The organism is Microcoleus sp. PH2017_35_SFW_U_B, from assembly GCF_020737865.1.
Classification (GTDB): Bacteria; Cyanobacteriota; Cyanobacteriia; order Cyanobacteriales; family Microcoleaceae; genus Microcoleus.
This window is the reverse complement of sequence record NZ_JAEQDE010000041.1, coordinates 65,338-82,831: the sequence shown is the minus strand read 5'-3', so window position 1 is coordinate 82,831 and position 17,494 is coordinate 65,338. Positions and strand designations below refer to the sequence as shown.

Annotated in this window: 15 protein-coding genes and 1 tRNA gene; 14 read left to right on the top strand and 2 right to left on the bottom strand. The window is 45.2% G+C overall.

Features of this window, described 5'->3' with window-relative positions:
- Positions 1 to 256: 256 nt before the first annotated feature.
- From arsC to urtE, 13 genes are all read left to right on the top strand, one after another.
- The gene (gene arsC / locus JGK36_RS11820; protein ID WP_293191475.1) at positions 257 to 652 is read left to right on the top strand and encodes an arsenate reductase, glutathione/glutaredoxin type; all 396 of its coding nucleotides are present in this window, start codon (positions 257 to 259) and stop codon (positions 650 to 652) included.
- A gap of 279 nt (positions 653 to 931) precedes the next feature.
- A complete protein-coding gene (gene arsS / locus JGK36_RS11815; protein ID WP_293175193.1) occupies positions 932 to 1,918 on the top strand; it encodes an arsenosugar biosynthesis radical SAM (seleno)protein ArsS in 987 nt (328 codons plus the stop codon).
- Positions 1,919 to 2,092: 174 nt separating this feature from the next.
- A complete protein-coding gene (locus tag JGK36_RS11810) occupies positions 2,093 to 2,818 on the top strand; it encodes a TVP38/TMEM64 family protein (protein WP_293175191.1) in 726 nt (241 codons plus the stop codon).
- Positions 2,819 to 3,514: 696 nt separating this feature from the next.
- Entirely contained in the window at positions 3,515 to 6,007 is a 2,493-nt protein-coding gene (locus tag JGK36_RS11805; RefSeq protein ID WP_293175189.1) for an ATP-binding protein, read from the top strand.
- Between the two features lie 56 nt (positions 6,008 to 6,063).
- Positions 6,064 to 6,963, top strand: coding sequence for a class I SAM-dependent methyltransferase (locus tag JGK36_RS11800; protein ID WP_293191479.1), 900 nt, complete (start codon positions 6,064 to 6,066; stop codon positions 6,961 to 6,963).
- A gap of 377 nt (positions 6,964 to 7,340) precedes the next feature.
- The gene (locus tag JGK36_RS11795; protein ID WP_293175185.1) at positions 7,341 to 8,060 is read left to right on the top strand and encodes an HAD family phosphatase; all 720 of its coding nucleotides are present in this window, start codon (positions 7,341 to 7,343) and stop codon (positions 8,058 to 8,060) included.
- 129 nt (positions 8,061 to 8,189) lie between these two features.
- A tRNA-Ala gene (locus JGK36_RS11790) sits at positions 8,190 to 8,262 on the top strand.
- A 342-nt stretch (positions 8,263 to 8,604) separates the two neighbouring features.
- Positions 8,605 to 9,933: an urea ABC transporter substrate-binding protein gene (gene urtA, locus JGK36_RS11785; RefSeq protein ID WP_293175183.1), complete on the top strand. Its 1,329-nt coding sequence runs from the start codon at positions 8,605 to 8,607 to the stop codon at positions 9,931 to 9,933.
- Positions 9,934 to 10,185: 252 nt separating this feature from the next.
- Positions 10,186 to 11,346, top strand: coding sequence for an urea ABC transporter permease subunit UrtB (locus tag JGK36_RS11780; RefSeq protein ID WP_293195978.1), 1,161 nt, complete (start codon positions 10,186 to 10,188; stop codon positions 11,344 to 11,346).
- Between the two features lie 26 nt (positions 11,347 to 11,372).
- A complete protein-coding gene (urtC, locus tag JGK36_RS11775) occupies positions 11,373 to 12,515 on the top strand; it encodes an urea ABC transporter permease subunit UrtC (protein ID WP_293195980.1) in 1,143 nt (380 codons plus the stop codon).
- Between the two features lie 207 nt (positions 12,516 to 12,722).
- On the top strand, positions 12,723 to 13,469 hold the full coding sequence (locus JGK36_RS11770) for a TIGR00266 family protein (protein WP_293175176.1): 747 nt from the start codon (positions 12,723 to 12,725) through the stop codon (positions 13,467 to 13,469).
- A gap of 438 nt (positions 13,470 to 13,907) precedes the next feature.
- Positions 13,908 to 14,654: an urea ABC transporter ATP-binding protein UrtD gene (gene urtD / locus JGK36_RS11765; RefSeq protein WP_293175173.1), complete on the top strand. Its 747-nt coding sequence runs from the start codon at positions 13,908 to 13,910 to the stop codon at positions 14,652 to 14,654.
- Positions 14,655 to 14,724: 70 nt separating this feature from the next.
- Positions 14,725 to 15,423 carry an urea ABC transporter ATP-binding subunit UrtE gene (gene urtE / locus JGK36_RS11760; protein ID WP_293195982.1) on the top strand — a complete coding sequence of 233 codons (699 nt, stop codon included), beginning with the start codon at positions 14,725 to 14,727 and terminating at the stop codon, positions 15,421 to 15,423.
- 117 nt (positions 15,424 to 15,540) lie between these two features.
- Here urtE and JGK36_RS11755 read toward each other — a convergent pair whose 3' ends face one another.
- Positions 15,541 to 16,245, bottom strand: a complete 705-nt coding sequence (locus JGK36_RS11755; RefSeq protein WP_293175169.1) for a pentapeptide repeat-containing protein — start codon at positions 16,243 to 16,245, stop codon at positions 15,541 to 15,543.
- Between the two features lie 148 nt (positions 16,246 to 16,393).
- Here JGK36_RS11755 and JGK36_RS11750 point away from each other — a divergent pair, with 148 nt between their 5' ends.
- Complete coding sequence (locus JGK36_RS11750) at positions 16,394 to 16,999, top strand: hypothetical protein (protein WP_293175167.1); 606 nt, start codon at positions 16,394 to 16,396, stop codon at positions 16,997 to 16,999.
- 3 nt (positions 17,000 to 17,002) lie between these two features.
- On the opposite strand, the gene JGK36_RS11745 is transcribed toward JGK36_RS11750, so the two are convergent.
- Entirely contained in the window at positions 17,003 to 17,479 is a 477-nt protein-coding gene (locus JGK36_RS11745) for a chemotaxis protein CheW (protein ID WP_293175165.1), read from the bottom strand.
- Positions 17,480 to 17,494 lie beyond the last annotated feature (15 nt).

The window sequence follows — 17,494 nt, the reverse complement described above, 5'->3', positions numbered from 1 at the left end:
CGCGGAGAATCACCCGGCGATTGAAATCGCGGCTACACAGACAAAACCCGCCTTCGCGGGTTGAAGAATCACCCGGCGATTGAAATCGCGGCTACACAGACAAAACCCGCCTCCGCGGGTTAAAGAATCAAGGATTTTTCTTCAGTCCACGGAGGTGGACTTCGCTTGTGTAGCCGCGGTTTCTAACCGCCGGGGCCCTAACTAACAACCAACAACCAATAACTAACAACCAATAACCAACAACCCAAAAAACACCATGAAAAAAGTAATGTTCGTTTGCAAAAGAAACTCCTGTCGATCGCAAATGGCAGAAGGATTCGCTAAAACCATCGGCAAAGACAAAATAGCCGTCACCAGTTCCGGTTTAGAATCAAGCAGAGTTCACCCGACAGCAATTCAAGTCATGTCAGAAATCGGCATTGATATCACCGATCAAACATCTAACGCCTTAAGCGAATTCAACGCCGAAGATTACGATGCAGTAATTTCTCTCTGCGGCTGCGGCGTGAATTTACCTGAAGCGTGGGTATTGCGAGAAGTATTTGAAGATTGGCAACTCGACGACCCCGACGGACAACCAATCGAAACTTTTCACCGCGTTCGAGGTGAAATCAAAGCAAGAGTTGAGAAATTAGTTGAAACCCTCAAATAAGACTTCTCCGAGCTATCTGAGTTGTAGAATTACCCGGCGATTGAAATCGCAACTACAAAAACACTCACGCGCCTGCGCGGGTTGAACAATCAATAATTTCTCTTCAGTCTGCGGAGGCAGACTTTGCTTGTGTAGCCGCGGTTTCTAACCGCCGAGGCTTTGTACCGAATAATTCAAATCTGTCGCTGTCGCTTCCCTTGAATTCATGCTAAATTATCAGAGACGTTCCACCAGAACGCCTCTAAATTCGTTGCGAGCACAGACTAAAAAATTTAGCACATGATTCAGACCGCAATCACGCCTTTCAAAAATAAACTCAACTCAGCTTTAACTAAAAAGCCGATCGCAGTTTTACAAATTAATCTAGGCAAACGCTGCAATCTCGCTTGCAGTCACTGCCACGTAGAAGCTAGCCCAACACGAACCGAAGAACTTTCCCCAGAAATATGCGAACAATTAATTGAAATCATTCGCCGTTTTCCTCAAATTCAAACTGTTGACCTCACGGGCGGTGCTCCCGAGATGCTTTACGGTTTTAAACCGTTGGCGGAAGCTGCAAGGGCCGCAGGTAAAGAGGTTATTGTTCGTTCTAATTTGACGATTTATTTTGAGAAAGGCTTTGAAGATATTCCCGAATACTGCGCGCAACACCAACTCAGAATTGTGGCGTCGCTTCCCTGTTACCAAGCTAATAATGTTGACAAAATGCGCGGCAGCGGTGTTTTTGACAGTTCGATTCGGGCTCTGCAAAAGCTGAATCAGTTGGGCTACGGAAACAACCCAAATTTAATTCTAGATTTGGTGTACAATCCGCAGGTTCCGACAACAGATAAGTTTTCGCTGACGGCGGAACAGGGCAAGTTACAGCAAGATTATCAGGTGTATTTAGCCGAACATTTTGGGATTTGTTTTAATCACTTGTTCGCAATTACTAATTTGCCTGTGGGACGGACTAAGTTTCATTTGGAACACAAAAAACTGCACAAGCCTTATCTGGGGTTTTTGGAAAATAATTTTAATCCTGGTACTCTGGATCATTTAATGTGTCGGAACGAATTGTCGATCGACTATTTGGGCAATGTTTACGACTGCGATTTTAACCAAATGGAAAATCTGCCGGCGAAAACTGGCAGCGGGGAAACTATAACTGTTGCTAAATTGCTGGAATCTGGTAGTTTAGATGTAATTCAAGAGGTGCAAACTGCTGCTTATTGCTACGGCTGTACGGCGGGTAGCGGTTCTAGTTGTGGCGGTACGTTGATTTGAGAAATACAGGACATGGCAGTGCCATTTCCCTACCCTAGAAAATGAAATACAGTAGGGACACGGCACTGCCGTGTCCCTCCCTACACGGCACTGCCGTGTCCCTCCCTACACGGCACTGCCGTGTCCCTACCCTGGAAACGACGATGTATGCAATTTAGACGGGGAGTTTAGGTAATGAATGATTTGCGATCGCCCGATGACAAAAATCCACCATCAAATAAGTGGAAGCTGTTTTTAGGGATTGGTTTAGCTGTGGCTTTGATTGTGGCGGCCAAGTTTTTCAATTTTCAAGGAATTCTGACAAATGCCCTGGAGTCGATCGCCAATCTCGGCCCTTGGGGCCCCGCAGCTTTTATTCTAATTTACATTATAGCAACAGTTTTATTTATCCCCGGTTCCTTGCTGACTCTCGGTTCTGGCGTTTTGTTCGGAGTTGTTGGTGGCACGGTTTGCGTTTCCATCGGATCGGTTTTGGGCGCTACTTGCGCTTTTTTAACAGGTAGATATTTAACTCGCGATTGGGTTTCCAAACAGATAGCAGGTAATCTCAAGTTTCAGGCGATCGACTCCGCCGTTGCTTCAGAAGGATGGAAAATTGTACTTCTGACGCGGCTTTCGCCAATTTTTCCGTTTAATTTGCTCAACTATGCTTTTGGAGTAACGCAGGTGTCTCTCAGAGACTATTTTTTCGCATCTTGGATCGGCATGATTCCCGGAACCGTGATGTATGTTTATATCGGTTCCCTGGCTGGTAGTTTGGCTGCAATTGGATCGCAAGGGCGATCGCGCACTACTGCTGAGTGGGCTTTGTACGGCATTGGTTTAATAGCAACGATCGCCCTCACCGTTTATGTAACCCGCTTGGCCAAAAAAGCTTTAGACGCAAAAATTTCTCCTTGAAGCCATAGCGCAAATTTGTCAAATTGTCAACAGGGATTTCACCCTACATTATAATACATTGCTAATTTAAAAAACTCCGTATTTTCTCTGTGTTATTTACAAGAATTTTGTTATAAAAACGAGATAGATATTAAAGATATAGCAATTCTCAAGTGATTCAGGTCACAGATTGGCAATTCGTAAGATCACTGACAAGTACCTCACGAAAATTGACAACCACTATATCTTAAATCACTAATATCAAGTAAGCAAAGGGAAAGTCTGAATATCAAGTTGATGCTAAAACCGAATGCTATCGCGCGATCGGAATTTATTTGTCAAGTCAGAAATGTAATGCCATTTCTCTCAAACAACCTCACTTTCAACAGTTGACAGTTGACAGTTGAAAGTTGACAGTTTGAGAGCGACCTCTACCTAGAAGTCAGAGGATTGGAGTAATGAATAGTCTGATTTTCATTTCTCCCGATCGGGGAGAGGCTTTCAACCAATTCTTTCTGGTAAACTCTGTTCTTCATCCCAAGATTAATCAGTCATTTTCAATTGTCTAATCAAAAATCTAAAAACAAAAAGTGGTATAACCCCTGATTGGTATAACCAATGAGGACTCAAACCCTCACTATTTATCTAATATTAATTCTGCCGGATTACGAATAACAAATGCCGTTTGATCTATTAGACTCTCGACGAGAACATTTGATGATGCAAAACCCAGCAAATCAAGCCCGAACTGTGTCTGTGCAGCCACCCCATCAAACAAAAAAGCTGCGCCGCTTGTGGCAAAAAATAAGTAATTCTGCTCAATTGCGGTGGCAGCAAGCGCACAGTCTTTGGCAGCACAGACGGCAGCGCCGCCATTTGCTGACCCTACTAATACTGGGCAGCACGGCTTTAAGCATTAGCACCACTGCTTGCATTAGCTATTTCGTAGTGCGCGGACTAATCCTCGACAATTTAAAGGCAATAGCACTATTAAAATTAGAAAAAGGCAGTGAAGAAATCGATAAGTGGCTCAGCAGTCGCAAAGCAGAAATAGAAACCATTGCTTACTCTCCTACTGTTCGCACTCTCGATTGGAAATTAGTTGAACCAATTTTGCAAGGAGAAACCTACAGGTTAAAAGAGTATTTCTTATTGTCATTAGTTCAAGCCGATGGATCGGTGCAGAACACTTTAGGCACTAACACCAACACCAAAGACCGCCAACACTTTCAAAAGGCAATGAACGGAAATGTCAACGTTTCCGACCCGCTGATCGGACGCAGCAGCAAGCTTTCAGCAATCATTATTGCAGCTCCACTTTGGGCATTGCCCCCCAATCCCAACAAAGTAATTGGAGTTCTTGCAGGCAGCATTAAAGTAGACCGAGTAGCCTCTGTAGCTAACAGCTTGCAATACGGTTCTGACAGCTATGCTTTTGTGCTTAATTCAGCAGGAGTGCCAATTATTCATCCCAACAATAAATTAATCGGAACTATCGACCTGCCAGCCCCAACTTTTTTAAAATCACAAGACCCAGGATTAGCAGCAATTGCGCGCAATATGACCAGCCATCAGACGAATATCGAACTGGTAAAAATAGATGACAAATGGGTGTATGTAGCCTATGCTTCCCTCAGCGAAGTTAACTGGTCAATGGCTCTAGTAATTCCCCGCGAAAATATTGAATCCCAACTCCAAGCATTAAATTTGCTGACATCCGTCGTCGGCGGACTGCTCGTCCCGGCAATGCTAGCAGCAATTTGGCTAATTTACTCCTCCGAAAACAATCGCGTTCAAGCGGAGCGAGAAGCCATGCTAAACCGCATTGCCGGACGCATTCAAGATTCCCTAGAATTAGACAAAATTGTGCAAAGCACCGTGGAAGAAATAGTGAATTTGCTGCACCTAGAACGGGCGGCTTTTGGTTGGCACGAACCGCAAAATAAAACCTTACAAATTTTGTGGGAATCATGCGAATTTGAGTGTCCCAAAGAAGCGATCGAGTTCGATCCTTACTTTTCGGAAAATTCGTCACTCCGCAGCGATAAATGCGAGCTAATTATTCTGTCGAGTGACACTGGGATCCAGAGTGCAAGTCAACCGATCGAACTTAAAGCTAATAGCTATTTAGCCGTCCATGTTCAGACTCAAAATGAGCGGCAGGGTTATTTAATTTGCAGTCATGCTACCCATTGGTTTTGGAGCGGGGAGGAAATCCAATTGTTAAAAGCTGTGGCAGACCAACTGGCAATCGCCATAAATCAATCTCACCTTTACAGCCAAACCCAAGACCAAGTAAAACTGCTCAATAGTGCCTTAGATGAACTCAAAAAAACACAAACTCATTTAGTGCAGAGCGAGAAAATGTCATCCCTGGGTCAAATGGTGGCCGGGATAGCTCACGAAATCAACAATCCGGTTAACTTCATTTCGGCTAATTTGCCTCACACCACCAAATATACTAAAGATTTGTTAGATTTGGTGAGTTTATACAAAAAAACCTTCCCAGAAGTGACTCCGGAAATCGAAGAGTTTGCCGAAGCAATTGAGTTGGAATTTATCGAGGAAGATTTGCCGCATATGTTGAATTCTATGAAAATAGGAACCGAACGCATTCGCACCATAGTTCTTTCTTTGCGAAACTTTTCTCGCCTCGATGAATCTGACAAAAAACTGGCGGACATTCACGAAGGTATCGAAAATACCTTGCTGCTGCTCTCCAACCGGATCAAGAATGGGATTTATATAGTCAAGAGATACGGAAAAGTGCCTTCAGTCGAGTGCTATCCCTCTCAGCTAAATCAGGTGTTTATGAACTTGCTGAGCAATGCGATGGATGCTTTGAAGGAGATCGATCGCCTGGATAAAATCATTACTATTTCTACGGGAGTCGTTCGACAAAATGGCGGTAAGTTTCTGAAAGTGACGATTGCCGACAATGGCCCTGGCATTCCCGAAAGCATTCAAGACCAAATTTTTAACCCATTTTTTACTACAAAACCAGTCGGGCAAGGTACTGGTTTGGGATTAGCAATTAGCTACAAAATTGTAGTAGACGGACACGGCGGCAGTATCAAGATTGCTCAGCCTAAGGGCGGGGGGACGGAGTTTTTGATAAAAATTCCGATCGCGGAGGGGTATCAAGAGGCAAGCAGGAAGAGGGAAGGAACGCCACGGATGAGTGCAACGCAGGTAAAGGAGCTTTCATGAATGCTAAATTGGCTGGGTTTGGCTAAAATTAAAAGAGTTGTTGTGCAAGGAGTTTTATGGCTGTTGGCAAGGATACAATTTTTGAGCGCTTTTTGTCGCCCCTGATACGACTGGCGATCGACGAACAAGCACTGAAACGACTCTACGAAGGTATCGACTGGGAAACAGCGGGCGATCGCCACCGACAACCAGACCTAGTTTATCCCGAATATTACAGCAGCCAAAACTTTCACGGCATCGAAGGCGGCTACCTCAACCCCAGTGCAGCGGTTTCCTACGATCCAATTACGCAATACGTTTTGCCTCCCCACGAAACAGTCGTCAGACAAGGCTTAATAGACGGTGTGCGGGTGAAGCCCCGCCGAATCATCGATTTGGGATGCGGCACTGGCTCAACCACGCTGATGCTCAAACAAGCCTTTCCCGAAGCCGAAGTTGTCGGCCTGGATTTGTCGCCATATATGCTGGTAGTCGCCGAAATGAAATCGCAAAAAGCCGGCTTAAATATCGAGTGGTTGCACGGAAATGCCGAAAGCGTTGCTTTTGCTGACGGCAGCTTTGATTTAGTTGCAACTTCCTTGCTGTTTCACGAGACGCCACCTGCGGTATCGCGGGCAATTTTGCGAGAAAGTTTCCGATTGCTGAAGGTTGGGGGACAAGTGGCAATTTTGGACGGAAACCAAAAAACTTTGCGGCAGACAGAGTGGCTGACTGATATCTTTGAAGAGCCTTATATTAAGTCTTATGCAACTGGTAGTATTGATGCTTGGGCGGGGGCTGCTGGATTCGCGGCGGTGCAAACTCAGGATCACTGGTGGGTGCATCAGGTAACGCAGGGTGTGAAACCTCTTCCTGGGGAAGATTTGGAACCGGTGCGGGCGGCGAAGGTGTGGAATCCGATCGATTTGGTTCCTGATTTGGATGGCGATTTACCGGGAATTCCAGCTTACAGTTGACAGTTGACAGTTGACAGTTGACAGTTGACAGTTGACAATTGACAGTTGACAGTTGACAGTTGACAGTTGACAGTTGACAGTTGACAGTTGACAGTTGACAGTTGACAGTTGACAGCTAACAGCTAACAGCTAACAGTTGAGAGTTGCTATTCAATAACGAATAACCAATAACGAATAACCAATAACCAATAACCAATAACCAATAACGAATAACGAATAACCAATAACGAATAACCAATAACGAATAACGAATAACGAATAACCAATAACGAATAACCAATAACGAATAACGAATAACGAATAACGAATAACGAATAACGAATAACCAATAACCAATAACCAATGACTAATAACCAATAACCAATAACCAATGACTAATGACTCTAAAAGCAGTTTTATTTGATTTTAATGGCGTTATTATTAATGACGAGTCGATTCACGAGAAAATAATCGATCGACTGATGCTAGATGAAAATCTCCAACTCAAACGTGGGGAGTTTCGGGAAGTGTGCTTGGGAAGGAGCGATCGCACTTGTATTACCGAACTGCTGAAGCGCCGGGGACGATATCTGACAGAAACATACCTCGATCGCTTGCTGCTACGCAAGGCCCAAGCTTATCAGGAAACAATCAATAGTTTGGAAAAATTGCCCATTTATTCGGATGTGGCAGAATTTATTGACAAAATTCGGGTTTCCGGACTAAAAATGGCGGTAGTTAGCGCGGCAATGCGATCGGATATAGAATTGGTGTTAGATCGATCGGGTTTGGCTGCAAACTTTGAATTAATTGTCGCAGGCGACGACTTGATGGCGAGCAAACCAGCACCCGACGGCTATCTGTTGGCGGTGGAACTTCTCAACCAGAAATATCCCGGATTTAACTTGCAAGCGATCGAGTGTTTGGCATTAGAAGATACCTTTGCAGGGATAGAAGCGGCGAAAAAAGCGGGGATTCAGGTAGCGGGGGTGACTCACACTTACCCGTTTCACATGATCCAGCGCCAAGCTAATTGGACGGTGGACTATTTTGCTGATTTAGAGTTGGACAGAGTAGCCCAACTTTGCTCGATCGCCCCGACTCCACCAGCAGCATAAAACACTTGACGTTTTTAGCAGTTACGTGCTAACGTAGTTGACTGTCTGCCAAATTCAATACAAATGCGACCTGTAAGCCTTTGAGATTTGGCAATCGGGCATCTAAAATGTTAAATTAAAAGTCAATCAGGGGAATTAGCTCAGTTGGTAGAGCGCTGCGATCGCACCGCAGAGGCCAGCGGTTCGAGTCCGCTATTCTCCATAAAATCAGGGATATTTCTACAAATTTTGGGCGGGTGAGGTGGTTTGAGATTGGCTTGCGTGCGATCGAGCAATTTCTGCCTAACTCCCAACATTCATCAGGTATCGCTATAAAAAAAGCGGGTTTCTAATTTCAGACTGATTCCGGAAAAGACGTATTTGGGTTGACAAACGGGTTTCTGTCGCAGTTACTCTCAATCCCCACCAAACCTTCAATTTGTCAATAACAATAAGTTTTGTATCTAAAGGTACAACATTCTTCTAAAGCGAGTCTTAATATCAAGTCGCTATGTGTTATTATTCTCAATCATCTGACAGAGCTATTCAGGAGTAACTAGAAAAAATGACAAAGCGATTCGATCGGCGGAAATTTCTCTTATACAGTTCTGCTACCCTCACATCAAGTTTATTTCTAAAAGCTTGTAGAACTCCCACTCCAACCGCAACCCCAGCCGCTTCTCCAACAGCAGCAGGAACTACACCAGCAGCACCAGCAGCCAGCAGTGGGAACACGATCAAAGTAGGAATTTTGCATTCCTTGAGCGGCACAATGTCAATCAGCGAAAAAAGCGTTGTGGAGGCTGAACAATTAGCGATAGAAGAAATCAATAAAGCTGGCGGCGTCCTCGGAAAACAAATCCAAGCAATAGTAGAAGACGGCAACTCAGACTGGCCGACTTTTGCCGAAAAAGCCAAAAAATTGATCGATCAAGACAAAGTTGTCACCGTCTTTGGCTGCTGGACATCCGCCAGCCGCAAAGCAGTGTTACCAGTATTTGAAGAAAAAAATCATATGCTCTGGTATCCCGTACAATACGAGGGTCAAGAGTGCTCCAAGAATATCTTTTATACCGGGGCTGCGCCGAACCAGCAAATCGAACCAGCAGTAGACTGGCTGCTAGCAAATAAAGGCAAAAAATTCTTCTTAGTCGGGTCGGACTACGTTTTCCCCCGCACCGCAAACACTATTATCAAAGCACAGCTAGCAGCCAAAGGTGGCGAATTAGTTGGGGAAGATTACATACCTTTGGGCGGTACAGAAGTCACGCCAATTATTACTAAAATCAAGGCAGCTTTACCCGAAGGTGGTGTCATTTTCAATTCCCTCAACGGCGACAGCAACGTCGCATTTTTCAAACAGTTGCAGGGCGCAGGTTTGACCCCGGACAAATATCCGTCAATGTCAGTCAGTATAGCAGAAGAAGAAGTAAAGGCGATCGGCGTAGAATATCTCAAAGGCCATTACGCCGCCTGGAATTACTTCATGACTGTGGAATCTCCGGCAAATAAAAAATTTGTGGAAGCTTTCAAGGCAAAATACGGCAAAGACAGAGTGACTAACGACCCGATGGAAGCAGCTTACATCATGGTTTACCTGTGGAAGCAAGCCGTCGAAAAAGCAGGAACACCAGACGATTTGGAAAAAGTGCGGGCAGCAGCTTTGGGTCAAACTTTTGACGCCCCGGGTGGCAAAGTAACCCTGGAAGTTAACCATCACCTTTCTAAATTTGTGCGGTTGGGCGAAGTGAGAGAAGATGGTTTGTTTAACATCACTTTTGCTACGCCAGAAGCCGTGAAGCCGATTCCTTGGAATCAGTTTGTCGCTGAAACAAAAGGTTTTTCTTGCGATTGGTCTGACCCCGCAAAAGGCGGCAAATTCAAGGCACCATAAGTAGCCAAGACCAATTTTATTTAATGTTGGCAACAGATATTCGATCCCCCCTAACCCCCCTGGTGGGAGGGGGGACAATATCTTGATTTCAAAGTCAACCCCTACTCCCCTTATTAAGGGGGATTTAGGGGGATCGAGACTTGGCTACCAGCGCTATTATACAGATGGTTTTAGTTCTAAGTTGAGACGCATGAAATAAAACCTACCTCTACAAAAAATATTTGTTGTATGTAAAAAAGTAAGAGGAAAAAAATGGCGATCGACTTATTGGACGGTTTATTTAATGGCATTAGCATCGGCGCTGTTTTGCTAATTGCAGCCCTGGGATTAGCGATTATTTTTGGGCTGATGGGCGTAATTAATATGGCTCACGGCGAGTTGATGATGTTGGGGGCTTATACAACTTTTGTAGTGCAGAATTTCTTCAAAGGTATCGGAGGATTTGCCTTTGAAACTTATATTTTATTTGCCATTCCCCTCGCTTTTTTAGTGGCGGCATTAGTAGGATTAATTCTCGAACGGGGAGTGATTCGTCATCTCTACGGGCGGCCGCTAGAAACTCTGCTGGCGACGTGGGGCGTAAGTTTGATTTTGCAGCAGTTTGTTCGCAGCGTCAGTTGGGGGCTGGTAACGGGAATTGCGGTGTTTTGTTTGCTGTTTTTTGGCGGCTTGCAGGTGCTGAAACGGCGCCCCGATTTCGATCGCACTCGCAGCACATTTATCGCCATAATTTTGCCTCTGTCTCTCGGTATTTCCTGGGCAGTGAGCGCATTTTTAGGGGAAACTTACAAACTGGCAGTAACTCAACCTTGGTTTGGCGCTCAAAACGTTGATGTGACTGCGCCTGCATGGCTGCGCGGCGGCATCCCGCTGGGAACTTTTCAGTTACCCTACGCCCGACTTTTTATTATTGCGCTGACAGGCATTTGTTTGGCAGGAATTTACCTATTTTTGCAAAAGTCTGTGTGGGGATTGCGGATTCGCGCTGTGACGCAAAATCGCAGCATGAGCGCTTGTTTGGGAATACCTACCGAACAAGTAGATGCGCTGACTTTTGCTTTGGGTTCGGGATTGGCTGGTGTCGCTGGGTGCGCGATTAGTTTGATTGGTTCTGTAGGGTCAAATACCGGACAAAATTATATAGTCGATACCTTTATGGTGGTGGTTGTGGGCGGTGTGGGCAAGATTATGGGCAGTATAGTTGCTGCAATGGCGATCGGCACTGCAAATTATCTCATCGGATCGGGAACACTTGCATTAATGTTTGCTCCTGTCAAGCCTTTAGCTGATTTTTTCACATTTTTCGCCACCACCAGCATGGCAAAAGTCATGGTATTCGCCTTAATTATGGCTTTTCTGCAAGTGAAGCCGGGCGGAATTTTTCCGCAAAAAGGACGGACTGTTGAGAATTAAAAACTACAGCTTTGAGCGGCAAAAAAATGAAGAATACAGAAAAAAAGGCTCTGTTTAAAGAAGCAGCAATTGTAGGGGCGATCGCCATAATTGCGATCGCGATCGTCCCAGGAATACTTGCTGACGCTCGTCTCAACCAATTGGGACGATTTTTAGCACTAGCGATTGTAGCTCTCGGTATAGACTTAATTTGGGGATATACAGGTTTGCTCAGTCTGGGACATGGCGTATTTTTTGCGATCGGTGGCTACGCCTTCGCCATGCACCTAAAACTGCAAATTCCCCCAACCGCCAGCAGTCAATTACCCGAATTCATGAACCTCTACGGCGTCACCGAACTGCCCTGGTTTTGGCAACCATTCTATTCATTTCCCTTCTCAGTCATCGCCCTATTCCTCATCCCCGCCATCTTGGGCGGACTTTTAGGTTACTTAGTATTCCGCAATCGCATTCGAGGCGTTTACTTTTCAATTCTCACCCAAGCAGCCACAATTGTATTTTTCAACTTCTTTAACGGCCAGCAAAAACTGATTAACGGCACCAACGGACTCACCGACTTTAAAACCCTATTCGGAGCCACAGTAAACGGCAGAGATACTCAATATATTTTCTACATTCTCACCGTACTATTTCTAGCAGCAACTTACGCCCTCTGCCGCTGGCTGACAAGCGGGCGTTTCGGGCGCTTGCTACTAGCAATTCGCGACGACGAAGTGCGCCTGCGTTTCTCCGGCTACAATCCCACAGGATACAAAGTTTTAGTATTTGCAATTTCCGCCGGCTTAGCCGGGATTGCAGGCGCTTTATTCACCGTACAAACGGGAATTATTTCGCCAAAGGCAATGGATATAGCATTTTCCATCGAAATGGTAATTTGGGTAGCAGTAGGAGGTCGCGCCACATTATCAGGAGCAATATTGGGAGCGCTGCTAGTCAACTTTGGCAAAAGTTTCTTGAGCGAACAATTCCCCGAAGTGTGGCTGTTTTTCCAAGGCGCATTATTCCTAATAGTAGTCACCGTGCTGCCCGACGGCCTAGTCGGATGGGTGCAAAATCAAGATTTTGAGCAAATCCGTCGCTTGTTCAGAAAACCGAAGTACGCATCTACTTACCCCAGCCTGGAACAAGACCCCGAAGTGCAGCACGAAAAAGAAGAACTTGAACATTGATTGCAAAAATATCGTGTATATATAAGTAGGCGGACATAAATAAATGTCACCCGGAAGAGAGAAACGAAGCAATCGCCATAGACTTGACACCAGCTTTCCTGCGGCTCGCTTCGCTAACATGACTCGCTCCCCAGATGCAATATATATGTCCACCTACTTAGATATCAGTAGCAAGCAGCTTCGTTTTTTTAACTTGAGGGGAAACGTATGGCAGATATTATTGACTACAAAATCTACGGCGACGATTTGCAACTCATCGAGATTGAACTCGACCCCAAAGAAGGCGTCAGGGCCGAAGCAGGAACCATGACATACATGGAAGGCGACATCCAAATGCAAACATCCACAGGTGGTGGCCTATTTCAAGGTTTCAAGCGGATGCTGACAGGAGCGGGTTTTTTCATTACCACCTTTGTCAACGCCGGAAATCGCAAAGCCCGCGTCGCTTTTGCCGCACCCTATCCGGGTAAAGTAATTCCCCTCGATTTAGGCAAACTTGGCGGTAAATTTTTGTGTCAAAAAGACTCATTTCTCTGTGCCGCCAACGGGATTGAAATTGAGGTAGCTTTCACCAAGCGGCTGGGTGCCGGTTTCTTTGGCGGAGAAGGCTTTATTCTGCAAAAATTACAGGGTAACGGGTTAGCTTTTGTTCATGCGGGAGGAACAATCGTTGAGAAAAATTTGGGAGTTGGCGAAGTGTTGCGGGCGGACACTGGTTGTTTGGTAGCTTTTGCGCCGACGGTAGATTACGATATTCAGTTTGTGGGCGGCTTTAAAAATGCTTTATTTGGTGGCGAAGGCTTGTTTTTAGTCAAGCTAACCGGGCCGGGTAAAGTGTATTTGCAAAGTCTGCCACTCTCGAAGTTGGCTGAGCGGATTATGGCTGCAACTCCAGCTCCAGTAACGAGCACTTCTAACAGTATTTCGTTTGACTTTATGAGCAATCGCGGCTAGTGCTGATGTAGGGTGCGTCAGCCCTCAGCCCGCAGATTTTTGGGTTGTTCTAAATACTGTTGGCTGACGCACCTAGGAATTTAAAATCACGACAAGCAGTTATGTAAGGTGCGTCAGTCAGTAGATGTTTCGCCTTTCTCAGAGACGGTTGACTGACGCACCCTACAACTTAAAATTCAGGGAGCATCTCAGTTTTGTATTTGTAGTGCGAGCGTCCCCGCTCGCGTATTGTACAATACGCGAGCGGGGACGCTCGCACTCAAAGAAAAAATGCTTTTTACAAAAATTAGATGCTCCCAAAATTCAGGACAAGCAGTTATGTAAGGTGCGTCAGCCAGCAGATTTTTCGGCTTTCTCAGAGACGGTTGACTGACGCACCCTACAACTACAATTAAGGAAAATCAAGAAAAATCAGTTGTATATTGCGGAATTAAAGTTATGAAGGGAAAAGTATTAGAGATAGAAAATTTGACTGTTAGTTTTGATGGTTTCAAAGCCATCAACGGTTTAAATTTCAGCATGGATGCGGGGGAACTGCGAGTTATCATTGGCCCTAACGGTGCGGGGAAAACAACTTTTCTCGATTCGATTACGGGGAAGGTGCAGCCGACGGAAGGGCGAGTGATATTTAAGGGCAAAAATTTGCGCCAATTGTCCGAATATCAGATTGCGCGTCTGGGTATTGGCCGCAAGTTTCAAACGCCGCGAGTTTACTTGAATTTAACGCCGCGCGAAAATTTGGAGCTATCTTGCAACGGCAATAAAAATGTATTTCCAACTCTGTTTAAGCCTGCTCCTGCTGCTGAAAAGCGCACGGTGGCGGGTTTGTTAGAAACTATTGGTTTGGTTGCTAAGGCTGATGTTTTGGCTGGTTTGCTTTCTCACGGGGAAAAGCAGTGGTTGGAAATTGGGATGTTGGTGGCGCAATCTCCTGATTTGTTGTTGGTGGATGAGCCTGTGGCGGGTTTGACTGATGAGGAAACTGTGTTAACTGGAGAGTTGCTGATTTCGCTGGCCGAAAGTCATTCGGTGTTGGTAATTGAACATGATATGGAGTTTGTGCGGCAAATTGCGCGGCAGGTGACGGTGTTGCATCAGGGTGCTGTTTTGTGCGAGGGAACGATGGATGAGGTGCAAAATGACGATCGGGTAATTGAGGTATATTTGGGAAAACCAGAAGAGTGAAGAAGTTCGGCAACGGATTGTGTAACGGATGTAACGGATTACCGATTACTAATTACTAATTATCAAACATATGCTGCAAGTTTCTGATTTGAATGTTTACTATGGCGAAAGTCACATTTTGCGCGGTGTCGATTTAAGTGTTAATGCGGGGCAAATGGTTTGCTTGATCGGCCGCAATGGTGTTGGCAAAACTACTATGCTAAAAACCCTAATGGGCTTGCTGCAACCTCGCAGCGGCACAATTAATTTTGGCGGACAATCTATTGTCTCTAAGTTGACTCACCAGCGGGCTAAATTGGGGATTGGTTATGTGCCTCAAGGGCGCGAAATTATCCCGCGTTTGACTGTTAAAGAAAATTTATTGTTAGGGTTGGAAGCGAAACCAACTCTGACCAAAAATCCTGAAGTTCCTGATGAGATTTTTGAGTTATTTCCGGTTTTGAAGACTATGCTCGATCGCATGGGGGGCGATTTGAGCGGGGGACAGCAGCAGCAGTTGGCGATCGCTAGGGCTTTGATGGGTGAGCCGAAATTGCTGGTTTTGGATGAACCGACGGAGGGAATTCAGCCGTCGATTATTTTAGACATTGAAGCTGCTGTGCGCCGGGTAGTTGCGACTAGGGGAATTTCGGTTTTGTTGGTGGAGCAACATTTGCATTTTGTGCGGCAAGCTGATTGGTATTATGCTATGCAGAAAGGCGGGATTGTGGCTTCTGGAAGCACTAGCGAGTTGAGTGATGAGGTGGTTCAGAGGTTTTTGGCTGTTTGATTTATATTTTTGGACTTATCAATACCAAAGAAACCGGGTTTTTTATGCGATTAAGGGTTTTGATGCAGTAGCTTCGTAAAAAAAACCCGGTTTCTGCCTCTAGGAAAGATTTTGTGATTAATTTTTTCGGCCGTCTGGCATGGTTGTGCCGGCCATGCTGGCTCGATCGATACTAGCGCCATCTATATTAGCATTCCGGAGGTTCGCATTTGACAGATTTGCGTCTCTGAGGTCGCAAAATCGCAAGTCTGCACCGTCTAAATTGGTTCCTGTCAAGTTGGCTTTTCGGAGGTTGGTGTTGCTGATTCTCGCTCCGATTAACTGGGCTCCGCTTAAGTCTGTGCGAGCCATATTGGTGTTGACAAAATCTGAGATCTCGAAGGTACTACCGCTGAGGCTGGCGTCTGATAAATCTGCTCCTGTGACGATCGCATTTTTTAAGCGTATGTTAACTAATTTTATAGCTCGGAGGTCGCAACGGACGCAGCTTTGGGTTAGCAACAGCGTTTCGACGTTGGCGTTGATTTGGTCAATTTGTTGCTGGGAGAACCTTTCGGCAAATTCTGGGGAGACGTAACCGAGCTTTTTGGGATCTTCTGCTTTTGGTTGGGGTGTTGGTGTTTGGGGTGTTGGTGTTTGGGGTGTTGGTGGTTGAGTTGTCGGTGGTTGGGGTATTTGTGGTTGGATGATTGGTGGTTGAGGTGTTGGTGTTTGGGGCGTTGGTGTTTGCCCGATCGCCCTTAGTTGCAGCCCCACCTTCGGATATTCTAGAGTGGCGGCAGAAATTAGCAGGGCGATCGACAGTATTGTGATTTTTTTCATAAATAAATAACTTCTTGCTTGCAAGAATACCATTTACAGCAAATTCTCTGTAAAGATGGTACACTCAATCGAGTATATTAAGCCAAAAATAAAACATTCCTGATTTCAGTCAAAAGTGTTACGGTATGCGATCGCAAATAATTAACCTATGCCTTACAGTAAATTTACTCTCAGCAAAGCTGTAGAGGATTTCAATCTTACGATCGTTGAAGGCGCGCGTTTCTTCCCCGAAATTGCGCCAGTCACTCCTAGTCTTTTGCTTCAGGATACTCTTAAAGAAACGATTCCATGGGCGATCGCAGTCAGCAGTGAAAAAGCTCGATCTGAGGGGATTATCAATCCTGTGTTGCTGGAAGTCAAACGGCAGCTTCAAGGGCAGATTAGCGTTTTTTCCGGCGAAGAATTCAATGTAGAACCGGAGGCTGAACTCACAGGCTATGTGGACTTTCTCCTAAGTCGTTCCCCGGAACAACTATTTATTAAAGCCCCTGCGGTTGTCTTAGTGGAAGCCAAGAAAGAAGACCTTAAACCAGGTTTGGGGCAATGCCTTGCAGAAATGGTTGCCGCTCAACGTTTTAACCAACAAAAGCAACAGCCGATATCGACTATTTACGGAACCGTAACTAGCGGTACAGTTTGGCGGTTTCTTAAACTAGAAGAGCAATGCGTATCTATCGATCTTACTGATTATTCTCTGCTTCCGGTTGAGCAAATATTGGGCTTCCTCGTTTGGATGATGACTGAAAATTGCTAGATATTAGGTTGGGCTAAATAGAGCCAAATTCAGATAAAAAACTTCGGAACCGTCAGGGGCGCGAATCAACTTTTCTATTACCGCAGGTAGTTGCTGTTGGCGGTACAACTCTGGAATTTCGCAGAAACTTTCTTCGGCAATTTCCAAAATCTTCGGCATCTCAGGAATGGGAATTCCCAAGCGATCGCTTTTATTTAAGCTGCAAACAATCAGGTAGTTGCAGTCAGCAATACTCCGACTGCTAGGAAATATTTTAGATAAATTAATCAGGGTAATTAGTTCTTCTTGGTGCCGAACTAAACTTTGACCGCTATCTAAAAAACCGTAGGGATTAAAGTCTTTGACAACACGCTGCACTTTTTCTATAGGAACCGCATAATTAACGTTTCCCAGTTCAAAGGACACAAGTTTTCGAGGAGGAGTTCTGACAGCGCCTTGTTTCTTGCTGCGAAAGCGGCGATTGTAATTCGTGTGAGTCATGCGATTTTTGATTTT